21 protein-coding genes are annotated in these 16,528 nt (G+C 49.0%); 8 read left to right on the top strand and 13 right to left on the bottom strand.

Translation table 11 applies throughout. The features are described from left to right. The first annotated feature begins 81 nt into the window (after window positions 1-81). Together rbfA and Q0135_RS08875 are read left to right on the top strand one after the other, a co-directional pair. Window positions 82-447, top strand: a complete 366-nt coding sequence (rbfA, locus tag Q0135_RS08880; protein WP_005872391.1) for a 30S ribosome-binding factor RbfA — start codon at window positions 82-84, stop codon at window positions 445-447. Next, window positions 440-859 carry a ribosome maturation factor RimP gene (locus tag Q0135_RS08875; protein ID WP_297989906.1) on the top strand — a complete coding sequence of 140 codons (420 nt, stop codon included), beginning with the start codon at window positions 440-442 and terminating at the stop codon, window positions 857-859. The genes rbfA and Q0135_RS08875 overlap by 8 nt, the downstream gene beginning before the upstream one ends. Before the next feature lie 926 nt (window positions 860-1,785). Here the strand turns inward: Q0135_RS08875 and Q0135_RS08870 are convergent. Further along, window positions 1,786-2,040, bottom strand: a complete 255-nt coding sequence (locus Q0135_RS08870) for a hypothetical protein (protein ID WP_297989905.1) — start codon at window positions 2,038-2,040, stop codon at window positions 1,786-1,788. A gap of 535 nt (window positions 2,041-2,575) precedes the next feature. Here Q0135_RS08870 and ribD point away from each other — a divergent pair. Beyond that, window positions 2,576-3,667 (top strand): bifunctional diaminohydroxyphosphoribosylaminopyrimidine deaminase/5-amino-6-(5-phosphoribosylamino)uracil reductase RibD, encoded by a 1,092-nt coding sequence (gene ribD / locus Q0135_RS08865; RefSeq protein WP_297989903.1) that lies wholly within the window; start codon window positions 2,576-2,578, stop codon window positions 3,665-3,667. Window positions 3,668-3,670: 3 nt separating this feature from the next. Here the strand turns inward: ribD and Q0135_RS08860 are convergent, their stop codons facing one another. The 5 genes from Q0135_RS08860 to Q0135_RS08840 all read right to left on the bottom strand — a co-directional run bounded on the left by Q0135_RS08860 (window position 3,671) and on the right by Q0135_RS08840 (window position 7,181). After that, window positions 3,671-4,225 (bottom strand): hypothetical protein, encoded by a 555-nt coding sequence (locus Q0135_RS08860; RefSeq protein ID WP_297962575.1) that lies wholly within the window; start codon window positions 4,223-4,225, stop codon window positions 3,671-3,673. A gap of 62 nt (window positions 4,226-4,287) precedes the next feature. After that, on the bottom strand, window positions 4,288-4,548 hold the full coding sequence (locus tag Q0135_RS08855; protein WP_297989902.1) for a transporter: 261 nt from the start codon (window positions 4,546-4,548) through the stop codon (window positions 4,288-4,290). A 282-nt stretch (window positions 4,549-4,830) separates the two neighbouring features. Then, complete coding sequence (locus tag Q0135_RS08850; protein WP_297989901.1) at window positions 4,831-5,409, bottom strand: hypothetical protein; 579 nt, start codon at window positions 5,407-5,409, stop codon at window positions 4,831-4,833. Between the two features lie 629 nt (window positions 5,410-6,038). After that, the gene (locus Q0135_RS08845; protein WP_297989900.1) at window positions 6,039-6,995 is read right to left on the bottom strand and encodes a cation diffusion facilitator family transporter; all 957 of its coding nucleotides are present in this window, start codon (window positions 6,993-6,995) and stop codon (window positions 6,039-6,041) included. Between the two features lie 51 nt (window positions 6,996-7,046). Continuing rightward, window positions 7,047-7,181, bottom strand: a complete 135-nt coding sequence (locus tag Q0135_RS08840; protein ID WP_297989899.1) for a hypothetical protein — start codon at window positions 7,179-7,181, stop codon at window positions 7,047-7,049. 167 nt (window positions 7,182-7,348) lie between these two features. On the opposite strand from Q0135_RS08840, the gene Q0135_RS08835 reads away from it, so the two are divergent. From Q0135_RS08835 to Q0135_RS08825, 3 genes are all read left to right on the top strand, one after another. Then, complete coding sequence (locus Q0135_RS08835) at window positions 7,349-7,723, top strand: cupin domain-containing protein (RefSeq protein WP_297989897.1); 375 nt, start codon at window positions 7,349-7,351, stop codon at window positions 7,721-7,723. Between the two features lie 43 nt (window positions 7,724-7,766). Then, the gene (locus Q0135_RS08830) at window positions 7,767-8,402 is read left to right on the top strand and encodes an SDR family oxidoreductase (RefSeq protein ID WP_297961745.1); all 636 of its coding nucleotides are present in this window, start codon (window positions 7,767-7,769) and stop codon (window positions 8,400-8,402) included. 81 nt (window positions 8,403-8,483) lie between these two features. Continuing rightward, entirely contained in the window at window positions 8,484-8,894 is a 411-nt protein-coding gene (locus Q0135_RS08825; RefSeq protein ID WP_297989896.1) for an Rrf2 family transcriptional regulator, read from the top strand. An 18-nt stretch (window positions 8,895-8,912) separates the two neighbouring features. Here the strand turns inward: Q0135_RS08825 and Q0135_RS08820 are convergent, their stop codons facing one another. Continuing rightward, window positions 8,913-9,128 carry a transcriptional regulator gene (locus tag Q0135_RS08820; RefSeq protein ID WP_291938102.1) on the bottom strand — a complete coding sequence of 72 codons (216 nt, stop codon included), beginning with the start codon at window positions 9,126-9,128 and terminating at the stop codon, window positions 8,913-8,915. 157 nt (window positions 9,129-9,285) lie between these two features. Between Q0135_RS08820 and Q0135_RS08815 the strand changes: the two genes are divergently transcribed. Together Q0135_RS08815 and Q0135_RS08810 are read left to right on the top strand one after the other, a co-directional pair. Continuing rightward, window positions 9,286-9,693: a hypothetical protein gene (locus Q0135_RS08815; protein ID WP_297902092.1), complete on the top strand. Its 408-nt coding sequence runs from the start codon at window positions 9,286-9,288 to the stop codon at window positions 9,691-9,693. A gap of 39 nt (window positions 9,694-9,732) precedes the next feature. Next, complete coding sequence (locus Q0135_RS08810) at window positions 9,733-10,485, top strand: hypothetical protein (RefSeq protein WP_297989894.1); 753 nt, start codon at window positions 9,733-9,735, stop codon at window positions 10,483-10,485. Between the two features lie 48 nt (window positions 10,486-10,533). Here Q0135_RS08810 and Q0135_RS08805 read toward each other — a convergent pair whose 3' ends face one another. Genes Q0135_RS08805 through gatA form a run of 6 tightly spaced genes read right to left on the bottom strand, consistent with a single transcriptional unit; the run spans window position 10,534 to window position 16,477 of the window. Then, window positions 10,534-11,199, bottom strand: coding sequence for a ThiF family adenylyltransferase (locus Q0135_RS08805; protein WP_297989892.1), 666 nt, complete (start codon window positions 11,197-11,199; stop codon window positions 10,534-10,536). Further along, window positions 11,196-12,371, bottom strand: a complete 1,176-nt coding sequence (locus Q0135_RS08800) for a carbon-nitrogen hydrolase family protein (RefSeq protein WP_297989891.1) — start codon at window positions 12,369-12,371, stop codon at window positions 11,196-11,198. The genes Q0135_RS08805 and Q0135_RS08800 overlap by 4 nt, the downstream gene beginning before the upstream one ends. A 9-nt stretch (window positions 12,372-12,380) precedes the next feature. Further along, entirely contained in the window at window positions 12,381-12,572 is a 192-nt protein-coding gene (gene xseB / locus Q0135_RS08795; RefSeq protein WP_297942120.1) for an exodeoxyribonuclease VII small subunit, read from the bottom strand. Further along, window positions 12,565-13,668: a homoserine O-acetyltransferase gene (locus Q0135_RS08790; RefSeq protein ID WP_297989890.1), complete on the bottom strand. Its 1,104-nt coding sequence runs from the start codon at window positions 13,666-13,668 to the stop codon at window positions 12,565-12,567. The genes xseB and Q0135_RS08790 overlap by 8 nt, the downstream gene beginning before the upstream one ends. After that, on the bottom strand, window positions 13,665-15,116 hold the full coding sequence (guaB, locus tag Q0135_RS08785) for an IMP dehydrogenase (RefSeq protein ID WP_297950290.1): 1,452 nt from the start codon (window positions 15,114-15,116) through the stop codon (window positions 13,665-13,667). The genes Q0135_RS08790 and guaB overlap by 4 nt, the downstream gene beginning before the upstream one ends. Window positions 15,117-15,118: 2 nt before the next feature. Further along, window positions 15,119-16,477: an Asp-tRNA(Asn)/Glu-tRNA(Gln) amidotransferase subunit GatA gene (gatA, locus tag Q0135_RS08780; RefSeq protein ID WP_297989889.1), complete on the bottom strand. Its 1,359-nt coding sequence runs from the start codon at window positions 16,475-16,477 to the stop codon at window positions 15,119-15,121. Window positions 16,478-16,528: the final 51 nt, after the last annotated feature.

Below are 16,528 nucleotides of genomic sequence, written 5' to 3'. Positions count from 1 at the left end.
AATAAAATTCCGTCATCGCAAGACGCAAAATAAAATTCCATCGCCGCGTAATCTGCGGCGATTTAAGATAGCGAGGTAAAGATGAATCCGACCGAACTCAGAAGACTTCGCACGCAAAGCGTGCTAAAGCAGCTCATCCCCGAAGCGCTCGCGAGCCTTGAGGACGAGCTTTTGCGCGGGCTGTGCGTGACCGACGTGGAGTGCAAGCGCGGGCGCTACGACGCGTTTGTGTATCTGGATAAAAACGCCTTCGACGAGCGCGAGCAGGAATTTGTGCTCGAAAAGCTCGGCCGCGTGGCGAGATATTTGCAAAACTTCTGCGCCGAGGCGGAGGGCTGGTACCGCTGCCCCGCGTTTCACTTCAAATTTGACGACCGCTTGGAGTATCAAAACAAAATGGACGATCTTTTTGACAAAATAGAGGAGGAGCTGCGCAAAAATGGTTGATTTAGAGGCTTTGGCGCGCGAGTGCGGCGTGCAGCTTTACGACGTGGAGACGGTGAGCGAAAACGGCAAAACGATCTATCGCATCAGTATCACGAAAGCGGGCGGCGTGGGCCTAGACGACTGCGAGCGGCTATCACGGCTGCTTTCGCCGATTTTTGACGTGGAGCCGCCGCTTGAGGGCGAATGGACGCTGGAGGTCGGCTCACCTGGGCTTGAGCGCAAGCTAAGCAAACCGCAGCATTTCGCAAACTCTGTGGGCGAGCTGGTGCGCCTAAGCCGCACGGACGGGCAGAAGCTAAGCGGCGAGGTGCTAGACTGCGAAGGCGGCGTGCTTAGGCTGCACACGGACGGCGGCGAGGTAAGCGTGCGACTTGACGAGATCAAAAAGGCGCGAACCTACGTGCAGTGGTAGCGGTGGAGATTTTTAAAATTTTGCATGTAGGGCTTTGGGGTGCGGCGCCTAAGAAGCGCGAACTTAAATTTTTAAGCTAAAGCGGCGAGGCTAATTTGAATTTGTTTTACTTGCATGCTTTAAGTATCACTCCTATCGCAAGCGATGCACGGCTCGCGGCATCTCGCCTCGCTTTTTAATTTAGCGCGCGATATTCGGTGTGGCTTTCAAAAACACATGCCGCGCGCAAGTCTTTAGTATTGAGCTTGATCGTATCGCACGAAAGCATTTTCGCGTTGCAATTGTTCGAATGCGCACCGCGGCGAAACGCCGTTGCCAAGCTTTTTGCGGCTTAGGTTTGCGATTGTCGGCATGCGGTATAAACCCACGAGCTGCGGATAGAGCGAAGATTTGGCAAAATAGACCGTGTGGCTCGCGCGTGATGATTTGCAGCACCGCCTTGTTGCGTCGCATGGGCACGCGAGTACGTTAAATTTTTAGATTTCTTTAAAATTTGCCGCTACCGGTCGCTCTTGATCTCTCATGGCGCGCGGTGCAAAATTTTAAAATTCCGGTGCGCTTGTTTGTTTTGAAATTTCAGATCGCGCCGATAAAAGATAATTTTCACGCCACCGGGCGGCGCTTTGAAATTTCACGCTGCGTCGCTAAATGATAAGTTTTGCGCGACGCTTGCGCGTTGCTTTGGAATTTTATCTCGCGCCTGAAAGCGGCTAAATTTAAAATTTACGCGCTGTTTTGCTGCAGTAAAATTTCGCGCCGAAATTCCGCCCATAATTTTTAATACAAATTCCCGCGTTAAATTTCGCCGCAGAATTTTAGGCGGTTAACTTTTATCGATAAATTTAACTTTACAATTCCACGAGCAGAGATTTGCGCGCCGCTTAGCGAAATTTTGATTGCCGGCCAAGCGGCGCGAATGTTTGCGACTACGAAGCGGAAATGCCGATTGTGGCTAGCAGCGCTGGCGAGGTCATGAGCCCCACGATCGTAAGGATCCACGCTAATATTGCTATTACGAGCGAGGCTTGCTTTTTGACGGCTTGATAGGTCGCGGCGATCGCGCACAAAAACGCAAGCGGAACAAAGACGATCCCTAGAAAAAATATCCCTAAAATCGCAAAGACTATGGAGAGTATCCCAAGCACGTTTGATTGGGGTTGAACGGTCGGTTGTTCAGACATTTTAATCCTTTGAAGAAAATTCGTGTAATTATACCCCCCCCTGAATTTGAGCTGAAATTAAGCCGTGCCTTTTGAGGCTGTATATTCACGCTCGATTGCGGTTCTGCCATGCGCCTATTAAAATTTTACTTCGCAAAGCCGGCTCCTCCGCGCTATCGGCAGACGCTCTTTTGCGCGATAAGCGTAAAATTTTGTGCCGTTCGCGCGCGAAACGGACGCCGCAAAATTTGCGATTTAGGATAAAATTCTAAAACCTGTGGTAAGATTTCGCAGTTTCGTATCTGCGCGGAATTTCTCTCAGGCGCATACGGCGCGCGACTTGCACTCTGGTAAATTTGGCGCTTAAAGCAAGCTTGGCTCTCGCAAGTGGGCTAAGTGCGAGCCGGCGCTATCCGGTACAGCAAGGATGAGCGTAGGTGAGCTAGTCGGTTTGCGCTCGAGGTGCAATCTCTTGTGAACAGACGAGGTTGCTCGCTCGTCGCAATTCGGCTAAACAATCGCGGCGGAGCGGGACAATTTAAATTTTGGATCTTTTATGAACGACGAATTTTATATGGATTTGGCGCTGCGGGCTGCGTGGCGCTATCAGGCCTTGACGCTACCCAACCCCGCCGTGGGCTGCGCGCTGCTGGATAAGAGCGGCAGAGTTCTAAGTATAGGCGCGCACAAAAAGGCGGGCTTTTTGCACGCCGAGGCAAATGCCGTTTTCGCCGCGCTGTGCGATCTGGACGCAAATTTCGCGCAGGATTTCGCTAGCGAATACGCCCGCAAATTCGGCGTTAAATTTCAAAACACAAAAGCCCTAAAAAGCGCGCTTTTGCAGCCGAGCTTTACCTACGATTTCATCTTAAACCGCCACGGCGGGCTTTTACGCGGCGCTTGCGCCTACGTCACGCTCGAGCCCTGCGCGCACCGCGGCAGGACCCCGTCTTGCGCCGAGCTTTTGGCGGAGCTTGGGCTGTCGCGCGTGGTAATCGGCGCGCGCGATACGAACGCGCAGGCTGCGGGCGGCGCGGAAATTTTACGCCGCGGGGGCATAGAGGTGAAATTTGACGTTTGCCGTGCCGCGGCGACGGAGCTTGCGGAGCCGTTTTATCTGGCGCGCGAGGGCGGCTTTTGCTTCATCAAAATCAACGCCACGCTAAACGGCGCGGTGCATGGGCGGATCGGCAGCGAGAAGCAGCGCGCGTTCGTGCACGAGCTGCGCGGTGTGTGCGATTACGTAGGCGTAGGCGGGCAGACCGTGCGCGCCGACAGACCGACGCTGGACGTGCGCGTTGCGCCGCAAAACCTAAAGCCGCGCGCGCCCGATGTTTGGATTCGTTCGCGCCGCGCACTTTCGGATTTTGATGCGAGCATTCCGCTTTTCGGCGTCGCAGGGCGCAAGGTGGAAGTTTCGCGCTCGCTGCCTGCGGACGCAAAAATCACGATGATAGAGGCGGGGGCGAGTTCGTTTGACGAGTTTGCGCAGTTTGCGAGCCACGCGCTTATTTTTTACAGCGCGCAGATGAAGGACGCGGGAAATTTTAGAACAAATGCTGCGCTACGACCGCTTTTCATCTCCCGCGCAGGCGATCCGCACCTAGAGGCGAACGAATTCTACGGCTGGTTTAAAATTTTAAAATAAAAATCACAAAAGCTTCGTTATTATCGGTATAAGGATCAGCAGTGCTACTATTATTATAACGACCAATAGCGCCTTGTCTATGTTGTATTTTCTTGCCGTAGATTTTGTCGTTGGGCTGCAATTTTGCAAGAAAGCCCCGAGCCTATATCCGCTGATATGAAATAACCAAGCGGTCCAAATCGGCCCGAGGGATAGACACATCGCCGCAAATGCAATTTCTGATTTATTTAATATCATTATGCCGACGATCATAAATAAAGATAGCAGACTAACGATAATCACACCTATCGTCGCAAAGGCGATAAAAAATATAAAATTTAGCTTGCAATCGATGCCTAAAATGCGAAAATTAATAATTTTATTTGCGATATAAAATGCGGATATTATCGTTAGGATAGCTTTTGCGACCTCGGCGCCCAAGGAAGCGTAAGGCAATAGCGGTACGCCAAAAACCGCATTTGATATGATGCCTACGTGCGATAAAGTAAAGCCGAGCGAGAATGAGAATACGCCCGTCAGTAAGATGCCTAGAAGTAATTTATAGAGATATATTTTCATACGCAATCCTTAAAATTTTGCGAAATTATACGAAACGATGGCTTAAAACTTTAATCGTAAATTTAGCGTAAGCTTTGAAATTTCTCACGTATGCCGCAGGCAACGACACAGAGCGAATATAAAAAACAGATATATGCCATAAGCGGAAGAAAAGCAAGAAACCCCGAAGCATAAACTAGAGAGATTAGCACATATGTCGCATTTGCCAGCGCAGGTATGCTATAAGTCCAAAGCTCGGGCTTTTCAAAAGGGGTGTAGATATTATTCAAATACAAAGCTAAATTTACGATAAGCAGTAGAAAAAATATATAGTTCTTTTTCATAAAAGGAAAAGCGGCGCAAACCAAGACTACCATCAAATTTAATGCAATAAGAAAACCTATGTAATTAAATATCTATAAAGGCGCAAAGTAAGCCTAAAATCGCGATTAATATATCTCTTTTCATATCCAATTGCCGTCCTTTTCAATTCTTGCAATTATAGTGCATAGGTTTAAATTTTGATAAAAAAGTATTCCGTGCTTAAAATTTTGTCGCGCCGTGCGGGCGATCTACGCCTATGAAATTTAGCGCATACGGACGAAATTTAAACTGGGCGCTTGGCTTTATCTAGATGCAAAAAAGATAAGACCCAACCAAATTGCAGATATAATAAGCAGCAAGATAGGAAATAGCTTTTTATCGATCTCCCCGCTTCTTTTTCGGCTGATAATTTGCAAAAATTTACCGAGCTCGTAATCGCTTTTGCGAAATAAATATACCGTTGAGCAGATGCCCATGAATAATGCCGCGGCGGATAAAATTGCCATTAGTTTTTTATCTAAATCCATACCATATATCATAAAACCAAATGTCGCGATAAGAATAATGGCGGTAAGAGCTAAAATTCCTATCGTCGCAAAGGCGATGAAAAATATAACATTAAGTTTGCGATCGATGCCTTTGACATAAAAATCGCTTAAACTGCTACTGATATAGAAGGAAAATAACTCAAGAATTACCGTCGTAAAAGGCAGACGAATATCGCCCGGAAATAAAAAATATCCCTTCAAAAGGTCTATAATATCAACATTTAAAAGTTTTGAGAGATGCAATGAAGCAACGTAAAATGAAATCAAGAAAACTGCCAAAAAGACATTGCCTAAAAGAAACTTGTAAATTAGGTATTTTATGTTTTTGCGCACCTTGGCTCCCTGAAATTTCGCGAGATTATACGTCAAATTTGCTTTTAACAGGCTCAAATCGGCAGGAAAATTTGATGAGTGAAATTTAGCCAAAATTTTGAGCGTAATTTAAATTTACGGTTTTATTTACAGCTCAATTCGCGGCACGGAATTTTAAAATTTAGAAGCGCGGTATGCTGGCTAAATTTAAAAATGTAGCGCGCGCTGTGTCATCTCCGTGCTATTAAAACAGAAAGCGCTTAGCTAAATTTAAAACCACTCCGTGCGTTCGATAAATTTCGCCATGATTGCTAGCCTGCCGCTTCGGTCAAATTTAAAATTCTACAAACGCGCATAGGCGCCGTTTTGAATGATGCGACGATCCGCTGTGTAAAATTCTACTATTTTGCGCGCACGGCGCCCGATTTTGAAACGGCGTCTGCGGGGCGAAATTTTAAAATTCCACCACGCGTAGGGATTTAAAATTCCATAACGAGCGCAAAATCTTAAAATTTAAAACCTCAAAATTCTAAAATTCCGAAATCTCGCGGCGCGGGCAAATTTAAAATTTAAAACTCAAGCCAAATTTTAAATTTCAAACCTAGCGGAATTCTAAATTCTAAATTGAGCGGAATTTCAAATCCAAAAATTTAATGACTATGTCCCAAATGCCCGCCCGCATCGTTTGATCTTACTTCGCAGATTAGCTCGTCAGCGCATTCGTTGTCGCTACTTTCAAGCTGCAGCGTCGTGTGCGTGATGCCCAGATGCTCCATCTCGTGCGATATTTCGCGCAAGATCCGCTCCGCTTCGCGCACGCTCAGCTCGCCACTGACCACGATGTGCGCCGTGAGCGCGTTTGCGCCGCTTGTTATGCTCCAGACGTGCAGGTCGTGCACCGAAAGCACGCCGTCGACGCCCCTGATCCGCGCGACGAGCCCGTCCAGGCACACGCCCTTTGGCGAGCCCTCCATCAGGATGTTTAGGCTGTCTTTTAGCACGCCCCAGCCGCTTTTTACGATGAGCGCGGCCACGAGCACGCTAGCCGCCGCGTCCGCCCAGCCCCAGCCAAAGCACATCATCAGCAGTGCCGCCGTGATCGCGCCCACCGAGCCCAGGGCGTCGCCCAGCACGTGCAGGTAGGCGCCGCGCATATTGACGTTTTCTCTCACGTCGCCGCCGCGCAGCATATAAAGCGCCACGACGATGTTTACGGCAAGACCCAGCGTGCTGATGGCGAGCATGCCCGCGGTGGCTACTTCGGGCGGGTTTTGGAAGCGCCGCGTCGCCTCGATGACGATCAAAACGGCGATCGCGACGAGGGCGAGGGCGTTTATCGTCGCGGCTAAAATTTCGATCCGCCTGTAGCCGAAGGTCTTTTGCAGATTGCCTTTGCGTTCGCCGAATTTAAACGCAAACAGCGAAAGCCCGAGCGCTGCGGCGTCTGATAGCATATGCCCGGCGTCCGAGAGCAGGGCGAGCGAGTTCGTCGCGAAACCGCCCGCGACCTCGACCAGCATAAAAGCGGAGATTATAAAAAAGGAATTTCTCAAAACGACCTTGTTTGACGTGTGCGAATGCGCGCAATGGGCGTGATTTTCGTGCATTTTGACCTCATTTTTCGGCAAATTTTAGTTAAATTATACCCCAAAAAGCGCTTAAATTTTATCTATATCGCCTTCTAGTCCGGCATCTACGCGCTTGCCGATGTCTTTTAGTTTGCTAAACTCCTTTATCAGCCTCGGTGCGTCGCTGGGGCTGATCGCAAACGCCTTAAATGCGCTATTTTGCATAAAATTCCTTCGGTTAAAATCGCGCGGATTTTAGCTGATTTTAAAATTCGCGTCAAATTTTTTTGAAAATTTTTGCTGTAACTCTTGACATTACAACAAAATTTTATTATACTTCGCTCATCGGTTGTAAGTTATAGCATTACAACAAAAAATCCAAGGAGACGAAGATGTCAAACTACAAGATCGTTTCAACGAAAAGCGAACTGAGAGTCGAGCTAAAAGAAGCTCTAGGCTTAAGCGGCTGTGAGCTCTCTATCAACGAGCTTCCGGCAAACGCGAGCGTGCCTTTCGTGCATTCGCACAAGCAAAACGAGGAGCTTTACTTGGTGCTAAAAGGCGGCGGCACGCTTTTTATCGACGGCGAGGAAAAGGCGGTGGGCGAGGGCGACGCGATCCGCATCAATCCCGCGGGCAAAAGATGCTTCAAGGCGGACGCGCAGGGGATGAAGTTTATCTGTATCCAGACCAAACGCGGCAGCCTGGAGCAGTACACGATGGATGATGGCGTGATAAACGACGATGTAAAGCTAAGCTGGCTGTAAATTTACGCGGCAATAAAAACAAATCAAATTTAAAGGAGTAACAATGAAAGTAGCAATCATCGGAGCAAACGGAAAATCAGGTTCAAATTTGGTGCAAGAAGCCCTAAAACAAGGGCATGACGTAACGGCTATCGTGCGAAACAAAGAGTATAAAAACGGCGACGTTAAAGTAGTCTACAAAGATATTTTTGAACTAACAAAGACCGATCTAGCTAGCTTTGACGCCGTTATCAGCGCATTTGCGGCATGGACGCCCGAAACGTTCCCCCTTCATAAAAAGGTAGCAAAACACCTCGCAGACGCGCTTAGCGGTACGAAAACGAGACTGCTCGTCATCGGCGGCGCGGGTACGCTATACGTGGACGATAAAGGCACTATGGCTATGGATACGCCTGACTTCCCGCCTGAGTATATGGGCGTCGCAAAGGCTACGGCGGAGTCGTTTTTCGAGCTAAAAGGTAGAACGGGCGTGCTCTGGACATACGTCTCGCCTGCCGGAGACTACGACGCAAATGGCGCTCGCACCGGCAAATACGTGCTCGGTAACGATCACGTCATACTAAACTCGCAAAACGAGAGCTATATCAGCTACGCCGATCTTGCGATCGCGATCATTGACGAGCTAAAAAATAGAAATTTCGTGCAAAAGCGCTTTACCGCAGTCGGCGAGAGGGCGTGAGTTTAAAATTTTGCTTAATTTAGCTAAAATAACGCCGCACGGAACTAACGTGCGGTTTTTAAATTTAAATCAAGGCTGGCTATGCAAGTAGGTATAAAATTTTCACTCGCCGTTCACATCATGCTCTGCGTCGCGTATTTTCGCGAGGAGAAGGTCACGGGCGATTTCGTCGCTGCAAGCTCGGGGATAAACCCCGCCATCGCGCGCAAGCTGATCTCGCAGCTGAAAAACGCAGCCTTGGTGCTCACGACTGCGGGCGTGGGCGGCATCACGCTGGCTCGCGACGCGCGGCTCATCACGCTTTTAGACATTTACGAGGCGGTGAGCGAGGAGGACGCGATGTTTCGCCTGCACAAAGGCTCGCCTAGCGCCTGCCCCGTGGGCGGCAAGATCGAGGCGGTACTCGCGCCGCGCTTTGCTCGCATTCAGAATGATTTTAAAAAATCCCTATCAAGCGTGAGCTTGGCGGATTTGCTGCGGGATTTAGAATGAGATTTGTATAGCGTGGCTTTAAGTGGACTTTTTATCGCTCATCTCGGATTTTATCGATTCATCGGCTTGTAGAAGGTTTTCGTAATTTTCTTTGCTTTTTCGTATGGCGTCGTCAAATTTAAAACCGAGCATGACGATACGGTATAAATTCGGCTTGTTTTTGCGCCAATTATACAGCGTTGCGACATCAATGCCTAGATGATATGCCATATCGCGTTTAGTCAGCTTCAAAATTTTCCTTAAATTTGAAATCAATAAAATTGTATAGCTTTTATTCTGATAAACTAACACTTGAATATTTTTATGTTTTTAGTATTTTTCATATAATATTTCAATTTTTCTTTAACTACCTTGCAATATAATGTGAGAATATTTTTTGGGAGGATCCAATATGAAAAATTTCAAAATTTTAGTTTTCGGCGCTTTTGCGGCGATATTCTTTAACGGATGCGACGTAACGCCGCCGTTTCAGGTAGTTCAATTACAAGAAAACGCACGCGGTATCACGGTGGCAAGAAGCACGCCTTATAATTGCACTGTCTTGGGCGAGGTCGAGGGCAGAAGCGAAAATAACGGCTATGGTGCAAATTTACAGCTAATGCGCGATAGTGCGGTCAATGACGCTAAAAATAATGCTGCATACGTGATCGGAGAGGGAAAACGCGCGATGATAAACATAGTAAGTGAAAAGGCGGTTTGTTTGTTAAACGGACAGCGGGTTGATTGCTCGGGAAATGTCATCGGTTACGTCCAATCATATAGGATAAATGCGCAGGTTTTTGACTGCGGTATAAAGTAAATTTAAAATTTTAATGTAATAAGCATTAAGGAGATAAAGATGAGAAATTTTATCTTGAAATTGATCGGAGTATCGGTAATATGCGTGTTATTACCGGGAAAGCTATCTGCACTGGATCTACCGGAGCCACTAAAGGGAGAGGAGTTTGAGCGGGTTTTAAAAAAATACCTCAATTCAGAGAAAGAATTTCTGCAAGATTTTGAAGCTCATAAGTTTGACAAAGCGGCCGCTTTCGATAAATTATATTGTGAAGAAGGGCTTCCGGAGGCGTGCGGAGATCTGGGAATTCATTATGCTTTTGGACTAGGGGTAAAAAGAGATGTTTTAAAAGCAAGGGCATATATCGGATATTATTCTGCAAATTCGCCGATGAAATTTTCTGCAAAAGAATTTAGTAATTTAAGTTTAGAGCTTATTAATAAAACTTCCGAGCTTGATGACAAAGGGGCATTGTTTTATCTTTCAGATGTCTTTAAAAAAGAGCTTGAAGATTGTAGGTCGCTTATAAAATGGTTCGATATTATGAGTGGTAAGATCAAAATAAATAAAGATTATGTAAAAAGCATCGGTAATAGAGATTCTTGTTTTAAAGCTCTTGCGTATTCTATGATGCTTCCTTGTGATATGCTATCGCCTGATAAAATACTTTGTTCCGAAAAAGGTATTAAGGATGATATTTCTAGCGAAATTCTTATTTCGGAAATCGTCAAAAATGGGCTTATAAATTCCAAAATAGCAAATATATTCTTCGAGTACTTTGATTTTATTGATACCGATGAAATTAAATTTTAAAAAATTCGGGCTTTGACGGTTATAAATGCCAAAGCCCAAATTTAAAATTTACAATTTTATCTTCCTTACTTCCAGCTCGCCACCAAAAAAGTTCGCGTAGTAAAGCAGGTCTTTTTCGACCTCAAGCCCCGCTAGGTAGCGCAGAGCGAGGTTTGCCTCAAAGCTTGCCGCAAACATCACTATAGCAGCCGTTATGCCCGCAGGCGTCGCGTTTAGGCTCGGGAAAAATTTAAAATCCGCATTCTGCACGAAGCAGACTTGGCACTGCCAGCTGTCCACCGACGCGAACACCCACGGCACGCCTATTTGCTTAGCAAAGGCATCAATCTGCGCGCGCGTGGCGAGATTATCGGTCGCATCCAAAATGAGATTAAATTTCTCGCCCGAGCCTATCACGTTAGCGAAAAATTCCTCCGCGCGGCTCTTATGCACCTCCACGCTCACGCCGTCGTAGCGGCTTTCCGTGCGGCTTTTAAAGACGTCCGCTTTAAATTTACCCTCGTCTTCGAGAGTGAATAAAATTTGCCTGTGGATATTGTGAAGCGCCACCGTGTCGAAATCCACGACGCTGATCCGCCCGATGCCGCTTGCGCCCAGAGCGTAAGAAAGGCTGCTCCCAAGCCCGCCCGCGCCGATGATCAGGATGCGCTTGTCCGCAAGCGCGCGCTGCGTCTGCTCGCCCCAAAGCTGGATCTGTCTGTGAAAGTAGTTCATAAAAGCCCCCTGCTGACTAGATTTTTGCGGAATTTCCACAGCCCGCGCGCCGCAGCGATCTCGTCCGCGTCCACTTCGCACATCAGCACGCCCTCTTCGTTTTTCAGCTCGTTTGCGATCTCGCCGCCGGGGGTTACGACGAAGCTCTCGCCGTAAAATTTAAACTCGCTTTCGCCGAATTTCGCCTCGCCGATGCGGTTGGCGCGGATGACGTAGAGCGAGTTCGTAAACGCGCGCATCTTCAAAAGCTCGCGCCAGCGCCCGCCGCTTTCAAAGGTCGAGGCGCAGGGCACGAGCACGCAGCCGACGTTTTTTTGCATAAAATAGCGCCAAAACACGTCAAAATGCGCCTCATAGCCGAAACACACGCCGAATTTCACGCCGCCCTCGCTAAAGATCATCGGCGAAATTTTACCGATTTTGCGGCTTTTGCGGTTGGCGAAAAAGCCCTCCTCGTTCCAGTGCGGATAGTCCATCAGGATATTTTGATCGTAAAATTTCACTTCCGAGGGCGAAAATTTCGCGCATGATTTTATCCAGATAGGCTCGTTTTCGCTCGCGCAAAAGATCTCCTCTTCGCTCGCGTCTTTTTGGCTTTCGGCTTTTAAATTTGAAGCGTTCGAGTTACTTTGGATCGAAGCGCTTAAATTTAAACCGTCTGCGGAATTTGTGGCTTTGAAATTTAAAGCGTGCGCGCCGCAGGAATTTAAGCCGCCTTTGGAACTCTGCTCGCTTGAGGAATTTAAAGCGCCTTTGGAATTTGAACCATCGTTGGAATTTAAAGCGCTTTTGGAATTTAGCTCGCCCTTGCAACCATGCTCGCTTTTAAGGCTTGCGGAATTTTCGCCGTCGCAGCGCGCGCTTTTTTGAGCCGCGCCGCCGAAGATGCCCGCCTGCCTCAAAATTGCGCCACTTGCGGCTCTGATTATCGGCGCTACGATATGTAGGTCGTATTTGGCGGCCAGCCGCGCCATCAGCTCCTGCTTGTGCTCGCTCTGTTCGCACGCGATGGAGCGGGGCATCTTTTTAAGCTCGCTAAAGAAGGAATTTAGCTCATATTCGCCCAGCAGCACGATCCGCGCGCCGTTGTCTTTGGCGACCTTCATATAGTAATCGATCCGATTTTCGCTCATCGAAAGCGTCGGTAGTTGTAAAACGCATACGTTTATCATCGTCGCCTCCTAAGCCTGCTCGGGTGCGTTTATTTCGGCAACCTCGAGCTTGGCGTTTTCTAAAATTTCCTTCGCTTCCTTTAGCAGCGCCACGCCCTGTTTATACAGCTTCACACTCTCCTCTAGGCTTAGATCCTTGTCGTTTAGGCTCTTTAAAAGCGCGTTGATCTTTTCCATTTTTTCCTCGAAACTCTCACTCATCCAAAATCCTTTTTATGATGTAATCAAATTTTTCTATCTCGACCAAAAACGCGTCGTGTCCGTAGTCGCTGTCGATCTGCGCGTAGCTCGCGCGATCCTTTTTGCCCAGATCGCTCATCGCATCGTAAATTTCTTTCATCAGCCCCGGCGGAAAGAGCACGTCGCCTTTGAAAGAGATGAGGTGCAGGCGCGATCTGATCTGCGCGCAGGCGTTTTTAAGATTGCCGTAGTGGCGCGTGCAATCAAATATATTCATCATCTTGGCGATGTAGAGATAGCACAGTGGATCGAACCTGCGCGCGAAATTTTCGCCGTTGTATTCAAGGTAGCGATCCACCTGAAAGCGCCCGTTAATCTCGTAAAGACCATCGGTTTCGACGTAGTTGCGCCCGAATTTATCCTGCATCGAGCTTGGGCTCAAAAAACTTATATGCCCCGCCATGCGCCCCACCGCCATGCCGTCAAGCCCGCGTTCGGCGATTAAGCCTTTATCGTAGTTGCCGTTTTTGAAGCTCGGATCGCGCAAGATGGCCTCGGTCGCGATCTTATTAAACGCGATCGCCCAAGGCTGCGTGGCGTAGGTGCTTGCGAGTACGAAAATTTCATCCGCAAATTCCGGATATTCGATCGCATAGCACAGCGCCTGCATGCCGCCCAGACTGCCGCCGATAACGGCGCGGGCGCGCGAAATACCTAGGCGCTTTAAAAGCATCATCTGCGCGCGCACGACGTCTGAAACGACCACTACCGGAAAGCGCAAGCGGTACTCGCGGCCGCTGCTTTCATCGACATCGAGCGGGCAGGTGGAGCCGAAAGGCGAAGCCAGGATGTTTATGCAGATGACGAAAAATTTCGTTGTATCGACCGCTTTATGATCGCCGATGAGCCCGTCCCACCAGCCCGGCTTAACGTCGCCTTCGTAAAGTCCCGCGGCGTGCGCGGAGCCGGTTAAGGCGTGGCAGATGACGATGACGTTTGATTTATCGGAATTTAGCTCGCCGTAGGTTTCATAGGCGAGCTTGAAGTTGGAAAAGACGCGGCCGCTCTCCAGATAGAGCGGCTCGTCGAAATTTTGAATTTTGCTTTTAAGGATCACTGATTTACTCGGTAATTCGGCGCTTCCTGCGTAATGATGACGTCGTGGACGTGGCTTTCTTTAAGACCTGCGCTCGTGATCTCGACGAATTCCGCCTTTTGCTGAAAGGTCGCGATATCCTTGCTGCCGCAGTATCCCATCGAGCTTCGCAAGCCGCCTAGCAGCTGAAAGATTACGTCTTTTAGCATGCCCGCGTAAGGTACGCGCCCCTCGACGCCCTCGGGCACGAGCTTTTCTTTTGCGGTGCCGTCTTGAAAGTAGCGATCCGAGCTTCCCTTTTGCATCGCTGCCAAAGAGCCCATGCCGCGGTAGGTTTTGTACTGGCGGCCCTGAAACGTAATGAGTTCGCCCGGGGTTTCGTAGCAGCCTGCGAGCAAGCTTCCCATCATCACCGAGCTTGCGCCCGCGGCTAGGGCTTTGGCGATGTCGCCCGAGTATTTGATGCCGCCGTCTGCGATGATCGGAATTCCAAATTTAGCCGCCTCGATCGCGCAATCGTTGATCGCGGTGAATTGCGGCACGCCCACGCCAGCTACGATGCGGGTAGTGCAGATCGAGCCGGGACCGATGCCTACTTTAATCGCGTCGGCTCCTGCGTTTGCGATATCCTTTATGCTAGCGGGGTTTGCGACGTTTCCTACTACTACGTCGACATCAAAATTTCGCTTCAGCTCCTTAAGCGTGTCGATAATACCTTTGGAGTGTCCGTGCGCGGAGTCCATCACAAGTGCATCTACGCCCGCTTTGACGAGAGCTTCGGCTCTTTGCAGATGGCCTACGCTGATTGCCGCGGCGACGCGAAGGCGGCCGAATTTGTCTTTATTGGCGCTTGGATATTCGATACGCTTTTTAAGGTCTTTGATCGTAATAAGCCCCTCTAAGTGGCCGTTTGCGTCGATTATCGGAAGCTTTTCTACCTTATTGTTTCTAAAAATTTTCTCCGCATCATCCAGAGTGCAGCCCTTTGGGGCGGTAATTAGCGGAGCTTTGGTCATCTTTTCGCCTACTAGCGCGGCGGTGTCTGTTTCAAAGCGCAGGTCGCGATTGGTCAAAATTCCAATTAACACGCCGTTATCGTCAATAACGGGAATGCCGCTGATGTGGTACTCGCTCATCAGATCGAGCGCGTCTTTGATCGTGGCGTCCGCCTTGATCGAGATAGGGTCTATAATGACGCCACTTTCGCTCTTTTTTACGCGGCGAACCATCTTGGCTTGGGAGTCTTCATCCATATTTTTATGGATCACGCCGATGCCGCCGAGGCGCGCCATCATTATCGCGGTGCGGTACTCGGTGACCGTATCCATCGCAGCACTCACGAGAGGGGTATTTAGCGTGATATTTTTCGTAAAACTCGTGCTGATATCAACCTCTTTGGGTAAAATTTCAGAGTATTGCGGTACCAACAAAACATCCTCGAAGGTCAGAGCCTTTTTGACGATCTTCATACTTATCCTTTCACGATTTTTTCTAAACTCAAGCCGCCGTCCAGCACCGCTTGTTCGTCGTAGGCGCGCCCGATGAGCTGCGCGCTGATATTAAGAGCCTCTTTGTTTTTCGCTACCGGCACGGAGATTGCGGGAAGCCCCGCTAAATTTACGCCGATCGTGTAGATGTCGCTAAGATACGCGCGAAGCGGATTGCTAAGCTCGCCGAATTTATACGCCACTCCAGGCGCGATCGGCATAAAGATCAAATCGGCGTCTTTTAAAATTTCCTCATATTCGCTTTTGATGAAAGCCCTTGCTTTCTGTGCTTTGATGTAATACGCGTCGTAATAGCCGCTGCTTAGCACGAAGGTGCCTAGAAGCATACGGCGCTTGACCTCGTCGCCGAAGCCTTCGCCGCGAGTGTTGGCGTAGAGCTCTTTTAAATTTAGAGCCTTCGCGCGGTTTCCGTAGCGCACGCCGTCGTAGCGGCTTAAATTTGCGCTAGCCTCGGCGGTTGCGATGATGTAGTAGGTCGCGATGTCGTATTTGGAGCTGCAAAGATCGCGGTAAACGATCTCGTGTCCAAATGATTTTAGCTTTTCTATAGTTAAATTTAGAGCCTCTTTGACCTGCTGCGAGGCCTCGTCCACGTAGTTTTTTATAACGGCGATCTTAAGCTTGCGATCGGCGTTTAGCTTATCCGCGGTGCTTTCGTAAGCGCCCGTGTAGCTCGTGCTGTCCATCTCGTCGCGCCCTGCGATAATGTCGTATAAAATCGCCGCGTCCTCGACGCTGCGCGTAATCGGTCCTATCTGATCTAGGCTGCTCGAATACGCCGCGAGCCCGTAGCGGCTGACCCTGCCGTAGCTCGGCTTAAAGCCTACGCAGCCGCAAAATGCCGCCGGCTGGCGGATAGAGCCGCCCGTATCGCTTCCGAGTGCGGCTATGGCGATATTTGCCGCTACGGCAGCCGCGCTTCCGCCGCTACTGCCGCCTGGTACGCGCGAGTGATCGGTCGGATTGAGCGTTTTGCCATAGAATGAGCTCTCGGTCGTGCTTCCCATCGCAAACTCATCCATATTCGTTCGTCCAAACGGCGCCAGGCCGCGCTCGCGTAGCTTTTTGATCACCGTCGCGTCGTATGGCGCAACGTAGCCTTGCAAAATTTTACTCGCCGAGGTGACGCTCCAATCTTTTACCTGAATGTTATCTTTGATCGCGATCGGTACGCCCTCGCCGCTGATATTTAGAGCCTCGCCCGTGAGCTGCTCGACGTAGGCGCCGAGCTCTTTGGTTTTTAAAATTTTATCCTTTAGCTCCGCTCTAAGCGCCGAAATTTCATCCGCGCTCAGCTTTAGAGCCTCTTTCAAACTTATCATCTGCCATCCTTAAATTTATTCACGAAATAGATCCCCACGCCCGTCGCTACG

The organism is uncultured Campylobacter sp. (assembly GCF_937981295.1).
GTDB lineage: Bacteria > Campylobacterota > Campylobacteria > Campylobacterales > Campylobacteraceae > Campylobacter_B.
This window is presented reverse-complemented; position numbering and strand designations above follow the sequence as displayed.